Here is a 14,366-nt window from a genome sequence, read left to right as displayed (position 1 = left end):
AACCGATTATTTGCACCTATATTCACAAAATCTTATTACGTTAAGTAGTTATTAAAGATTTTAAAACCATATGTCATTAAATTAACTACTTCTTTGAGCGTATTAAACTTTTATTGTTATTAAAAGTGCTATTATTATGCAGCGATAATAGATGCAACTAATACTTCTACAAAGAGAGTAATAACAAAAGCAGATTATAATTCAACTTGTTGAAAAATCAGTATTGAGCCTAGTTGTGTAAAAAATAATGCTAAAACACTCATGAAATTACAACAAAATAAATTAGGTATTAAAGATAACCCTCCTAAGCTCTAGGACTAAAATTAAAACTAAATTAATTTGTAATAAAACTTGAAATGACTCTAAATATAAATTAATTGTATAGGTGTTACTAAGTAACACCTATACAATTAATTTATTTAAAATTATAAAGGTTATTTATGATTATTTCAGTTTCAGCTCAACATATTTCGATCGGTAATAGCTTACAAGAATATTCAAAAGAGAGAGCTACGCAAGTCGTTAAAAAATATTTTAACAATATAATAAATATAGATATACATTTTTCAAAAGAGGGCATTAACTTTAAATGTGACATTATAGTAAAATATGGTTCAGGCAAACATAATATAGTCAAAAGTAATGATAGTTGTAGCGATATATATGTAGCTTTTGATAAAGCTATGTCAAAACTAGAAAAACAGCTTAGAAAATATAAATCAAAATTCAAAAATCATCATACAGGTAAAGTAAAAATATCTGAAATTTCTCACGAAGGTACTAAATATATTATTAGTTCGCAGCCTGATAGTGAACCATCTAAATCCGAAGATAATGATAATCCAACAATTATTGCTGAGAAGCCTGTGGAAATATTAAAATTATCAGTAAAAGAGGCAGTAATGAAAATGGATTTAGAAGATTTACCTGCGGTAGTATTTAAAAATATCAATAATGATCGTATGAATATAGTTTATTACCGTAAAGACGGTAATATTTCTTGGGTAGATTATAATTAAATAATATGTATATTATCCCTTATAAAGGAATTACACCACAAATTGATAAAAGTGCATATATTGCCGAAAATAGCTCTTTAATAGGAGACGTTAAAATAGGGAGTAATTCAAGCATTTGGTTTTATACGGTTCTACTAGGTGATGTTGCATCAATAAAGATAGGCAATAATAATAACGTACAAGACAGTAGTGTAATTCATACTTCAAGATTTAATGGATCGGTAGAAATAGGAGATAATAACTATCGGTCATCTGTATCTTATTCATGCTTGCACAATACATAATAATGCATTATCGGTATGCGTACGATAATGGATTATGCAGTAATAGAAGAATATGCTTTTATTGTTGCAGGAAGTCTTATCCCTACAAAGAAAATAATTAAATCTAAGGAATTATGGATGGGCTGCCCTGCAAAATTTGTTAGATATTTAACTGATCAAGAGTTAGAATATATGCAAGATAATATAAAAACTTATATAGAACTTTCTAATATTTATAACAGTTGCAGTATAGGTGTTATCATATAACCTTGATGTCATACGTGCTTTTGCGGGAATGACATTATAGTACTATAAGAATCTTTAAAGGCTTTTACTGTATTGTTAAGTAAAAATGCAATAGTCATAGGTCCGATACCACCAGGAACGGGTGTAATATATTTTACTTTAGACTTCACATTTTCAAAATCAACATCACCGATAATTTTATTATCGTTAATTCTATTAATACCTACATCAATTACTATAGATTCAGGATTAAAATATTCTGCAGTTAATTTTAAAGGAATCCCTATTGCAGCAATAACGATATCTGCTTTAGAGGTAATCTGACTTAAATTTTGTGATTTAGAATGGCAGATATTAACACTACAATCTTCTTTTAATAGTAAAGCACTTAAAGGTTTACCTACTATATTTGAGCGTCCAATAATTACAACATTTTTACCACTTAAATTCGGTTCATATTTTTTTATAACTGCAAGACAACCAAGGGCAGTGCATGGTATAAAGCCTTGACTAATACCACTATGTAAATAACCGACATTTAAAGGATGAAAACCGTCAATATCTTTAGAGGGTAATACAGTCGATAAAATTTTATTTTTATCTATGGATGTTGGTAAAGGCAGTTGAACTATAATTCCAGAAATCTCATTATTGAGGTTTAACTCATTGATTTTCGATATCAAATCATCTGTACGAATAGATGTCGATAGGTTTAATAATACAGTATCGATTCCTATTTTGTGAGCATTTTTTATTTTATTTGTTACATAAATAATACTTGCCGGATTGTCACATACTAATACTATAGCAAGCTTTGGTGAAGCTTTAGTTTTATTTTTAAGCTCTTGAATTTCTAGCTTTAAATCTGTCAATATCTCATTTGCTAATGCTTTACAGTCAATTATATTATTTAATATATTTTTACCCATAATATCTTACGATTTTTATAAAGATTACCTATACCACTCCCGCGTAGGCCGGAATGACATAAAAATTGCTATATAAAGCCATGCAATAATGTTTTTGTTGGAATAACATAAAGAAAAATCGTATGGTACTATGGATTTTACCTTACTTCTTTTCCTCATATTTTGTGGTAGAATACTCAAAATGTAAGGCTTTGCCATCAAATACTCTACTATAAGCGTGATGAATGCTACTTGCTGCTTCGGCAAAACCTGTAAGAATAAGTTTAAGTTTACCAGCGTAATGAGCAATATCACCAATGGCATATATACCTTCCATATTAGTTTGATAGTAGGAACTGTCTACTTCAATATGATGAAGCTTAACATTTAAACCCCAATTTGCTAAGCTACCTAAATCTTGTTTTAAACCAAAAAACGGTAGTAATATATTGGCCTCTAATTTATGGGTATTATTTTGTAGATCTCTCACTATAACTGATTGCAGTTCACCATTGTTACCATCTAAAGCATTTAACTGATAACCGATTACTAATTCAATCTTACCGGTTTCTGCAAGATTTCTTAACTGCCTTACACTTTCAGGACTAGCCGTAAATTTATCACGTCTATGAACTAAATATATTTTATTTGCAATCTCCGAAAGAGAAATAGCCCAGTCAACAGCTGAATCTCCACCGCCAGCTATAACTATATTTTTACCTGTGAATTTATTTTTATCATTAATAAAATAGAAAACTGATTTACCTTCAAAATCTTCAATATTTACAAGAGGAGGTTTGTTGGGACCGAATGAACCTCCTCCTGCTGCAATAATAATAATTTTGCTTTTAATAAGAATATTTTTTGACGTTTTAATTTCAAAAAAATCATCTTGCTTATTTAACTCTATAGCTTGTTGATTTAAATGATATACAGGCTTAAAAGGAGCTGCTTGACGCTCTAACTGTTTTATGAGCTCTTCTGCTGTAATCTTAGGATATGCTGGTATATCATAAATAGGCTTCTCAGGGTATAGTGTAATACACTGACCACCAACAGCCTTTTGTGCGTCAATAACATGACATTTCATACCAAACATTCCTGCCTGAAAAACTGCAAACAATCCAACTGGACCAGCACCTATTATTACAACATCAGTATTATACATTACTTTAAATATTTAAATTTTAAAAAGGATTTTATTGGATTTTGAGAAAATAATCAATTATTATTATTATGAGTCTATTTATAGAAATAAAACAGTAGAATATAATTGCGATGGATCTAGACAAGATGAATTTCAAGATTGTTCTACATTCTATTTATATCAGATCAGTTTTTATCTCAGCCTTATTTTTTAGCGTACAAAATAATGAGATGTCATAGTATTTATAGGTAATATTTGACTTTTAGTAATTATAGATTCCTACCGGTGTTTGTAATTTTTCTATTATTTCAAGACAATGAGACTTAATTGTTATTTTTATTAAAATTATGAATAAGATGCTATGAAATAGTAGCGTTAATGATATATTCAAGATTAATTGAAAAAATTAATTTATTTTATTATTAAGTCAATTCCTCGCCTATGTAGATAACAAATCATAAAATTTAGTTCTAATTTTATTAGAATATTCCTTGATCTTATTTCCTCAATTTGTCTTTACCTATCAATGCTTTTTTCTTGTTACTCCTTTAGCTTTCGACACTTATATTCCAACTGCCTATTCCTTACAAACAAATACCCTCACTATAACTTCATTATAGGTACGTACTCCTTATACTGTTTCATTAAATGCTGATCAAGTTCTGACCATTACTACAACTACTCGAAAAATGATCGGTCTTACTAATACTACTAGTGGTTTACCCTATAATCTTTTATGCAAATGTGGCAAGAACTTAAAATTGCGAGAGCAAATCAAGTGACTTGGTAGTAGGAACAGATACAGGATTACCTCAAATACTCACAGTATAGGCAAGATACCTTCAGGGACAAATATGCATTCTGCGACTTATAACTTAACTAATTAATATTATGAAAAAATTTTTCAAGATTTCTATCTATGCTATTTATATTATTTATTTTTAATTTGTTTGCTAGTGCTACTATCTGTACCTGTCAACATAGAGAGATACACAAAAGTAATAAAATAGCAACTATGACAATGCAAAATAATGATTATACACCTTAAAAGTTTCAATTAGTCTTTATTAAAGGTATATACGAAGATGGTATAGAAGGAATTTAAAGAAACTAAAGATTTAGTTGCAACTTCCTTAATTTCCAATTGTTTACAAGGCAGTAAAATGCAATTTATACGAATAACTTTAAAAAATACACAGAATTTTTCTACTAGAGAAAAAGACTATAAAATCTTGGTGAATGAATTGCTGTGAAGTAAAGCTAAAAGCTACAGAATCTTTTTAGTTCTACAGTAAATCTTGTCGTTTAATATATTATACCTCTATAACAAATATCAAAGTAACATCAATAACAAATTAACTGTAAATAAATAAGCTATGTAGTTTTTAAATAGAATAATAGTAGGTTTTATAGGGATAATTTTATTTATCCGCTAAGCTTTGTAGATGGAGCTATTTCTGAATCTCTTGGAGACACTTCCTGCAAACCATAGCGTACACAAAAAACGTACATGAGGATTAGAGATTAGGTCCATTGTCCTAATGAACTAACTCTCAGCCCAAATGCTAATTGTTTAGCACTACTAGAGGAACTCAATTATTGCACTGAAAACGGGACATATGAGTATGTAAATACAATGACTAAAATTGGCGAGTAGGAATAGTAAAAGCATCTTCTTGGTCTAATTCAACTAGATTTGCTGGTATTCAATTTACTCAACTATTTGATTACCAATGTTTTATTGTCAAGTCAAAAATCTAAAAAAAAATAAATATTTATATTGAATAAATTATTATTCTCGTGTCTACTTAGGTGAAGATTCTACACACTGAATATAGTATTATTTTTTCAAAATAAGCATTATAAATAACGCCTATAACCCTATATTATCTATAATGAACACGCTTAAAAAAAACAAATTTCAAATAAATATAAATAACCATAACAACAATTTACTTACTCCTTTTGGTAAAGCTATTCTGCAGGATCGATATCTTATAAAAGGTGAGGATTTTCAAGATTTATTTGCAAGAGTTTCTAGTTATTATGCTGAAAATAAACAGCATGCTCAAAAGCTATATGAATATATGAGTAAAATGTGGTTTATGCCGGCAACGCCGATTTTAAGTAACGGCGGAACTGATAGAGGGTTACCTATATCATGCTTCTTGAATGAGACAAATGATAGCTTAGACGATATAGTAAATTTATGGACGGAAAATGTTTGGCTAGCTTCAAGAGGAGGGGGTATTGGTAGCTATTGGGGAAATGTACGGTCTATTAACGAAGAAATTCATAATAAAGGCCATTCATCCGGTATTATACCGTTTATTAAAGTAATGGATTCTATGACTCTTGCTATTTCGCAAGGTTCTATTAGACGAGGTTCATCAGCTGTATATTTGCCTATTAACCACCCTGAAATTGAAGAATTTATCGATATAAGACGTCCAATAGGGGGGGATGTCAATAGAAAATCTCTTAATATTCATCACGGTATAGCTATTACCGATGAGTTTATGCACGCTGTTGAAAATAATACAGATTTTGACCTTGTGAGTCCTGCTACCAAAAAAGTTACAAACAAAGTCAGAGCAAGAGACTTATGGGTCAAATTATTAACTACTAGAATAGAAACAGGTGAGCCGTATCTGTTATTTATCGATAGCGTTAATAAATCTATCCCGGAGCATCATAAAAAACTAGGACTTCAAGTTAAAATGTCCAATCTTTGTAGCGAAATTACATTGCCTACTGGAACTGATCATTTAGGAAAATCAAGAACTGCAGTTTGCTGCCTTTCTTCTTTGAATTTAGAGTATTTTGAAGAGTGGAAAGACGATAAAGAATTTATCCATTCTATTATGTTGTTCCTTGATAACGTTTTAGAAGACTTCATTAATAAAGCACCAGATACCATGGCAAGAGCTAAATATGCAGCTTTGCGTGAGCGAAGCGTTGGGCTTGGTGTAATGGGATTTCACTCATTTTTGCAAATGAAAAAAGTACCGATAGAATCGGTTATGGCAAAAGTTTGGAATAAAAAGATATTTGAATATATATCTGCTGAAGCCGATAAAGCATCAATAGAAATTGGTAAAGAAAAAGGAGCATGTCCTGACTCTCTAGATGCTGGAAGTAATGAGCGGTTTAGTAATAAAACTGCAATAGCACCTACCGCTTCAATTTCGGTAATAGCAGGTAATGCCTCGCCAGGAATAGAACCGTTTGCCGCTAATAGCTTTGTACAGAAAACTTTAACAGGTTCTTTTAACGTACGTAACAAACATTTAGAAAAGTTATTACAAGAGAAAGGATTTAATAATGATCAAGTTTGGTCTTCAATTGCAACACATGAAGGATCGGTGCAACATTTAACATTTTTATCCGAAGAAGAAAAGCAGGTTTTTAAAACTGCCTATGAAATTGATCAGAATTGGTTAATTGAACTAGCAAGTGATCGTACTCCTTATATTACTCAAGCACAATCATTAAATATCTTTTTACCAGGTAATGTTAGTAAGAAATATTTAAATAATATTCATTTTAAAGCATGGAAAAAAGGTGTAAAAAGTTTATATTACTGTAGATCGACATCAATACAGCGAGCCGATAAGGTCTCGCATGATGTACTAAAGGCAGATTTTAAAGACTTAGAGAAACAAAATGATAAGATAGTAGAAACTGGTGACTATGAAGAATGCTTAGCTTGTCAGTAAATTATATGTTATTTTGTATAACGAATTGTGTCCTAAGATACCAGTATTACATTAAAGATTTCTGGATTGCGCTGTGTCAAAACTTATGCTTTTCTGCGCAATGACGGAAAAATACTAGTAGTCATGCAACAATGCCTACAAGTGAGATAGATGATAAGATGCGTTATTAATAAGAAATTAAAAAATAAATAAGAAAAAGTTATGTCACTACTTGATGCAACCCCAATTTATAAACCGTTTTCATATCCATGGGCATATGAAGCTTGGCATACTCAACAAAAAATTCATTGGCTACCGGAAGAAGTACCGCTTGCCGATGATGTGAAAGATTGGAAATATAACTTAACTCCAGGTGAAAAGCATTTACTAACACAAATATTTCGCTTTTTTACTCAGGCAGATATAGAAGTGAATAATTGCTATATGAAGCATTATTCACGCGTATTTAAACCGACTGAAATATTGATGATGCTATCGGCATTTTCTAATATGGAAACAATACATATTGCAGCATATTCGCATTTACTTGATACAGTAGGTATGCCGGAAGTCGAATATTCAGCATTTCTTAAATATAAAGAAATGAAAGACAAGTATGATTATATGCAGCAATTTGTGGTAGATTCTAAAGAAGATATAGCAACTACTTTAGCAGTATTTGGAGCTTTTACGGAAGGATTACAGCTATTTGCTTCTTTTGCGATTATGCTTAATTTCCCTCGTTTTAATAAAATGAAAGGTATGGGACAGATTATTACTTGGTCAGTGCGTGATGAAACACTCCATACTAACTCAATTATTACTCTATTTAAGACTTTTGTAAGAGAAAACCCTGAAGTTTGGACAGAAACGTTACGTAAACGTATTTATGAAGCTTGTACGACTATAGTGCATTTTGAAGATGCCTTTATTGAACTTGCTTTTGAAGTAGGCGGTATTGAGGGATTAACGGCATATGAAGTAAGACAATATATTCGTTATATTGCCGATCGTCGTTTAATGCAGCTAGGACTCAAAGATGTATATTTGGTAAATCATAACCCACTTCCTTGGCTTGATGAAATGCTAAACGGGGTTGAACATACGAATTTTTTTGAAAATAGAGCAACTGAATATTCTAAAGCGGCGACTACTGGTTCATGGGAAGAAGTATTTGCTGAAATGGATAATAAATAATATATTATACTTGATCTATTTTCTTAAAAATTTTTTAAAATAGACTTAGAAATTTCGAGTAATTTTATGACTGTTATAAACAAGAAAAATTATCAAAAAGTTGTAGAAAACATTTTATCTTCTTCTAGCACTAATAAAGTGCTCAAGAGTGCAATTAAGGATTTATCATCTTCAAAAAATATAAGTTTAAAAACGATGTTACTCGGAGCAAGGTTTGTTTTAACTAATCCTGTAAACACTTATCATCTTATTAAGCTTGCTAAATCTTCTAATATATATCTTGATCCGGAATTTCAAAAATCACTTCTAGAAAAATCTTCCATATGGGAATTTCTAAAAAAACATTCAGATGATTTGCCTAAAATAGGTCAAATCTTAGCAAAAGCAGGCTTTAGAGAATTTCAAGATAAGAGTGTTCTAGATCAAAAGGGACTAGAAATACTAAAAGAATGTTTTAAAAATGACAAAGTACTTAGAAAACTTCGAGAAATTGCAATTGAAATAAAGCAAGAACGACCGGACTGGCATAAAGTGACTTCAAGCAGTTTGGATATGCTGGTTACCGATAAAAATTTCAAAAAATTTTTTAATGAAAAGAGTGAAGATATTACACATTACATACGTATCGGAGCAACTGAAATACTTCCAAGTGATTATGTCAAAACTTTTGATGATATATTACAAAAACCTCAAAGTGATGATATATATCGGCAAGTTATAAGAATATTTAATGAACATCCTGATTTTAAGCAAGAACTAGCTGAAAATATAAATAATATTAATTCTCTAAAAAGATTTAACAAGTTATCTCCTGAAACACAAATAATTATTGAAAATTTCTTAGCAGAAGCACAAGAACAAGCTAAACCTTTTTTAACAGAATATTTTGAAAGCTACAAAATTGATCTTAAAATTTTAGATATTATTCCTACCTTATTAAATAAAATTCCTGAAACAAAAGAGATTTTTGATACTCTTAATGCTCCAAATCAAGGTGTAATGGTAGCTCTTGAGAAATCCTTAGAAAGGTTAGCGGGTGATGATAAATTAAAAAGTTTTTTTGCTAACAATAAAAAAATCTTACCAAATATTGCTTTAGGTATTATTGAAAATACTCCTAGCGTACAAAGCATAACAAAAGAATATTATTTTGATAAACAAATGCTTAGTATAGTAGGCGAAGTGATGTCAAAACCAGAAATTGCTTATGCTATTATTACAGACTTAAATAAAGGCGATTATATGAGTGTAACCAGTAATATAATCTCTGCCCTTAATAATCCTTCATTTAAATTAAAAGATATATTAGTAGAACAAAGTAAAAAAGGCTTATTTAATAATTTAATTACAGGGATTTTAGAACACGATGAAAAAGGCAACCAAAATATAAAACAACAACTTATAAATTATAATCTAGAAGCGAGAGATATTACAAAACTAACTAGTGTAATGCCTATATTACTTGATAAACCTGAAGCATTAAAAAAGGTTTTTCAAGATTTTGTTAAAGGTAATTATACGGGCATGGCAAAAGAGTTAATAACGTTAACTAAAGACAATCCTGAAATCAAAAAATATTTAAACAATAATAGAGAAATATTTGCGAGTATTCTAGATAAAACTTTAGTAGATATACCAGGTATAAATAACTTTGATAAGAAAGAATTATATAATATACTTCCATCAATGTTAAACCATCCTGATGAATTAGTGAGCGTTATAGAAGAAGTTGAAAAAAGTAATTATCACGGGGCTGCTAGTGCAATATATAATCTAGCTCAAAAAACAAATTATTTTGAAGGGCAATTACTGAATATTATAAAAGCAGGTTTTAGCTATGCTACTGAAAAAGTAAAAGATGCATTTAGTGCATCGCAAGATTTTCAAGATAAAACTATAGATGCGATTACTCTTAAAAAGAATTTAAATAAAATCCAAAATGGAAAATTCAACTTAGAGGGAGCTATATTAGTAGGTAATTTATCTAACATTGATTTCTCAGGCGTGTCATTAAAAAATGCAGATTTAACTAAAGTAACCTCTTTGAAAGATTGTAATTTTAAAAATACTAATTTAGCAGGTGCTAAATTACCTGATAATTTAATGCTATTTACTGACACTTATAATCTTGATAAGACTATCCCTGCTTTAGCACCTGAACTAATTAAAGAACAACAAGCTCAGTTAATTAATAAGGCAATTGATAAAGTATTTTTACAAATACAAGCCGATGGCAAAGGAAATTTACTTAGTAAAAAAGAATTTGTTCAACAGGTAAAAATATTATATGAAGAAAATCAAACAGTTAAAGACTATTTTATAGAAAAGTTAAATTCATTACCTATGAATATGGTTACTGATCTAGCTACTCCTAAAACAAATCAATATCAACATATTACAAATCATATAAATTCTCCATTACAAGTATTGAACCCTTTGTATGAAAATATTGCAAATAAACAAGATATTAAAAGTAATTTATTGACAAATATTTTAAGTGAACAAATATCACAAAAACTTTTTGATAAGGGTGATAATAGAGGGGAAGATTTTTATATGATTAATAAGATGCTCAAACCTATCGTTTCTGAATATTCTAAAGAAAATCCTGGTAGTATAAATAATTTTTTAGAGCCGAAAAATCTAAAAAAGTTAGCAAGTAATATTGCATCTACTTTAAATTCTAAATCCAAATATACTTGGGCAGGCACTATTACCGGTGGAATTTACCTACCAAAAGAAATCTTCAATGAGCAGTTAAGAGATAACTTTAAAAATGAGTTTAAAAAAATTAATGTATCAAATATTTTTAAACAAGTAAAACGTATAGCTTCAAATTTAGATAGTAAAGATAATCACAATAAATCGTACACTTATAAATCATTACCAATAAAAAGTAAAAAACACACACAAATAACTCTATAAACCTTAGATTAAATTAATTTATTAATCATCATAATTTAAGTAATGCTTAATTTATTTCTTTGAATCAATTATGAGATAATTTTATGTTTATATAATTAAATATATCTCATTATTTTTATGGCAATAAATAACAAATTCTATTAAAGATAATACATTAAAGAATTTTAATAAAACCATAGAATTAAAAAGTACAGTTCTACCTTCTGTATATAAAAGAAGCACAAGATATCATCGCAAATTTATGATCAATTTACTTTCCATTACTCATATTTCCAATAATAAAAAGAAAGAAGAAATATATAGGATAAATGTATTAATTAGTAAAAAAATTTCTTAAAGACACATTTCAAAACTGTACTTCTATTAAGTGATTTTCTGATACTCGCGTCCTCACGGTGTTACGCTACGCTACAGTGCTGCATTTCGTGTCTCCTTTTAAATTCCTCTCTATAAGCGAGTGCGAGTGTAGAAAGATGTCTAATATTTGAATAAATTCTTCTTGGTTAGAATATTCTAATGTGATTTTATCTTGTATCTGATTTTTAAACCAAGTAACTTGTCTTTTAGCATACCGGCGTGTTCTTATTTGAGCTGCACTTAAAGCGTCGTCTAAAGTTAGATTGCCATCTAAATAAGCTAAAATTTCTTTTACTCCTACTGCTTTTAAATTTAAACAATCTTGCGGTGTGAATTGTTTTTTTATTAAAGCAATCTCATCTATACTACCTTCTTTAAATATTTTTTGTAAACGTTGCTCACATGTTTTATATAAAAATTTTCGCTCAGGATTTAAGAATATAATTTGAAAATTGAATTCAGATAAGATTTGTTCTTTTGGTAAAGTTTGAAAGAAAAAAATCGATTTACCGGCTTGCTTAAAAACTTCATAAGCTCTAATTAAACGCTGAGTATCATTTTGGTTTATTTTAGACGCAGCAAGTGGGTCAAGTTTCTCTAATTTATTCCATAACTCTATATTACCTATTTTACTATGAAGCTCTCTAGCTTGTTTTTGTAAATCCTCTGTTATATCAGGAATATTATTATAACCAAAAACTAAAGAATTAATATATAATCCTGTTCCTCCTATCAATATAGGTAGTTTATCTCTACTCGTTATTTCTTTTATTTTTTCGGCAGCAAGTTTTATATATTTTATTACCGAGAAATCTTCCGTAATTGATAGAAAATTATATAAATGATACGGGATTTCAGTTTTATAAATTTGAGACGGAGAAGCAGTAATAATAGGAGTCTCCTTATAAACCTGCATTGAATCGATATTAATGATTTCGCCGTTATAAGCTTTGGCAAATTTATGACCTAAATAAGACTTTCCACTAGCAGTAGGGCCGCATAATATAATTATTTCCTTTTTTTTCACCTATCTATTGTTAGTCCGTATTTACTTAATAAATCATTGATTATAACTTTTAATTTTATCAATCCTTCATTACTTGTAGATTCAGCCCTTACAACTATAATAGATTCGGTATTAGAACTACGCAGCAGCCACCATCCATGTTCAGTATTTACTCGTATACCGTCTATATCGTTAAATGCTATTTTAGCATCAAGTAGTTTTTGTTTTACTTCTTCTATAATTTCTAGCTTTAATTCTGAAGGAACAAATATTTTAATTTCCGGTGTACTATAGCTTTTTGGTAATTTATCTATTATCTCATCGAGAGTTTTACTTGATCTGCTAAGTAAATCTAAAAATCTGAGAGCTGCATAAATTGCATCATCGAAGCCTAAATATTTATCGGCAAAGAATATATGACCGCTCATTTCACCAGCAAGTAACGCCTTGGTCTCAAGCATTTTACTTTTAATAAAGGGATGACCGGTGCGCCATATTATAGGATTTCCGCCGTATGATTTTATTTTATCAACTATTAACTGACTAGTTTTTACATCAACTATTATAGTAGCATTTGGATTTGCCTTTAAAATATCCTCAGCAAATATGCATAAAATTTGGTCACCAAATAATATTTTACCGCTTGAGCTTACAATACCGATTCTATCACCGTCACCGTCAAAAGCGATACCTAGATCGCAATTTTGTTCTTTAACCGTTTTAATTAATTCTTGTAAATTAGCAGGGTTAGTAGGGTCAGGATGATGGCTTGGAAAATTCCCATCAATTATACTATTTAGGATTATGTTTTCATTATAGTCAATTGATTTGGATTCCCCTGCTATATCACTCATCGTTTTCCTATTAGTTATAGGCTTTGCTCCTAACTCTTTATACCCGAATCCAACTGAATTAACTATAGCTAAATGGCTTTTTAACTCTTTAATGATATTACCTGTTGCTCCATTACCACAATCCCAAGCTACTTTTAATTTTGGATTAATATTTATTCCCTCTAAAATATTTTTTAGATATTTAGATGCTATGGTACTTCTGTACTCTATTTCATGCCTGTGTAAACTGGGATCCACATTACTTTTTATTATTTCCTGGATTCCCGCATTCGCAGGCATAGCATGATTGGAGTCGAGAATGACATTACTATCCAAAATCTTTGCTAATAAATCCTGTATTTGAGTTCCAAAAAAAGATTTGCCATTTTGCAGCATTTTAAAGCCGTTATCGTCACGAGGGTTATGCGATCCCGTAATCATAATACTACCGCTAGGCTTGAATTCTTTGTCAGCAAAATATAATACAGGAGTTGGAACTACACCAATATTTATGACCTTAGCTCCTGCATCAGTTAATCCTAGTTCTAAGGCTTTACACAGGGTAGGAGAGCTAAGCCGACCATCTACACCAACACAAATTTTGTTATTATTATTGCTTATACTCATTTTGGTAAAACAATATCCTATCTTATAAGCTACTGCTTCAGTTAAATCCTTAAGGCTATTGCCTCTTATATCATAAGCCCTAAAAATTTCTTTGTTAATTTGCATAGAAAACCTTTTATATCAATTCCTACAAAAGCAGG

Annotated in this window: 7 protein-coding genes and 3 pseudogenes; 5 read left to right on the top strand and 5 right to left on the bottom strand. The window is 29.8% G+C overall.

Annotated features, from left to right (window positions below):
- The first annotated feature begins 440 nt into the window (after positions 1-440).
- Together hpf and AAGW17_RS04545 are read left to right on the top strand one after the other, a co-directional pair.
- Positions 441-1,019: a ribosome hibernation-promoting factor, HPF/YfiA family gene (gene hpf / locus AAGW17_RS04550; RefSeq protein WP_347938828.1), complete on the top strand. Its 579-nt coding sequence runs from the start codon at positions 441-443 to the stop codon at positions 1,017-1,019.
- Between the two features lie 5 nt (positions 1,020-1,024).
- Positions 1,025-1,549: pseudogene (locus AAGW17_RS04545) on the top strand (gamma carbonic anhydrase family protein).
- A gap of 8 nt (positions 1,550-1,557) precedes the next feature.
- Here AAGW17_RS04545 and folD read toward each other — a convergent pair.
- Together folD and AAGW17_RS04535 are read right to left on the bottom strand one after the other, a co-directional pair.
- Entirely contained in the window at positions 1,558-2,457 is a 900-nt protein-coding gene (gene folD / locus AAGW17_RS04540; RefSeq protein ID WP_347938827.1) for a bifunctional methylenetetrahydrofolate dehydrogenase/methenyltetrahydrofolate cyclohydrolase FolD, read from the bottom strand.
- Positions 2,458-2,599: 142 nt separating this feature from the next.
- On the bottom strand, positions 2,600-3,604 hold the full coding sequence (locus AAGW17_RS04535; protein ID WP_347938826.1) for an NAD(P)/FAD-dependent oxidoreductase: 1,005 nt from the start codon (positions 3,602-3,604) through the stop codon (positions 2,600-2,602).
- 1,874 nt (positions 3,605-5,478) lie between these two features.
- Between AAGW17_RS04535 and AAGW17_RS04530 the strand changes: the two genes are divergently transcribed.
- The 3 genes from AAGW17_RS04530 to AAGW17_RS04520 all read left to right on the top strand — a co-directional run bounded on the left by AAGW17_RS04530 (position 5,479) and on the right by AAGW17_RS04520 (position 11,403).
- On the top strand, positions 5,479-7,302 hold the full coding sequence (locus AAGW17_RS04530) for a ribonucleoside-diphosphate reductase subunit alpha (RefSeq protein ID WP_347938825.1): 1,824 nt from the start codon (positions 5,479-5,481) through the stop codon (positions 7,300-7,302).
- Positions 7,303-7,503: 201 nt separating this feature from the next.
- Positions 7,504-8,478 carry a ribonucleotide-diphosphate reductase subunit beta gene (locus AAGW17_RS04525; protein ID WP_347938824.1) on the top strand — a complete coding sequence of 325 codons (975 nt, stop codon included), beginning with the start codon at positions 7,504-7,506 and terminating at the stop codon, positions 8,476-8,478.
- A 66-nt stretch (positions 8,479-8,544) separates the two neighbouring features.
- Positions 8,545-11,403 (top strand): pentapeptide repeat-containing protein, encoded by a 2,859-nt coding sequence (locus AAGW17_RS04520; protein ID WP_347938823.1) that lies wholly within the window; start codon positions 8,545-8,547, stop codon positions 11,401-11,403.
- 403 nt (positions 11,404-11,806) lie between these two features.
- On the opposite strand, the gene miaA is transcribed toward AAGW17_RS04520, so the two are convergent.
- The 3 genes and pseudogenes from miaA to AAGW17_RS05280 form a co-directional block, all read right to left on the bottom strand.
- On the bottom strand, positions 11,807-12,787 hold the full coding sequence (miaA, locus tag AAGW17_RS04515; RefSeq protein WP_347938822.1) for a tRNA (adenosine(37)-N6)-dimethylallyltransferase MiaA: 981 nt from the start codon (positions 12,785-12,787) through the stop codon (positions 11,807-11,809).
- Positions 12,784-13,800: pseudogene (locus AAGW17_RS04510) on the bottom strand (phosphomannomutase/phosphoglucomutase); the annotation flags it as partial. The pseudogene AAGW17_RS04510 and the gene miaA, both read right to left, overlap by 4 nt.
- 204 nt (positions 13,801-14,004) lie before the next feature.
- A pseudogene (locus AAGW17_RS05280) lies at positions 14,005-14,331 on the bottom strand (phosphomannomutase/phosphoglucomutase); the annotation flags it as partial.
- Positions 14,332-14,366: the final 35 nt, after the last annotated feature.

Source organism: Rickettsia sp. Oklahoma-10 (genome assembly GCF_039954865.1).
GTDB classification, from domain to species: Bacteria; Pseudomonadota; Alphaproteobacteria; order Rickettsiales; family Rickettsiaceae; genus Rickettsia; species Rickettsia oklahomensis.
This window is presented reverse-complemented; position numbering and strand designations above follow the sequence as displayed.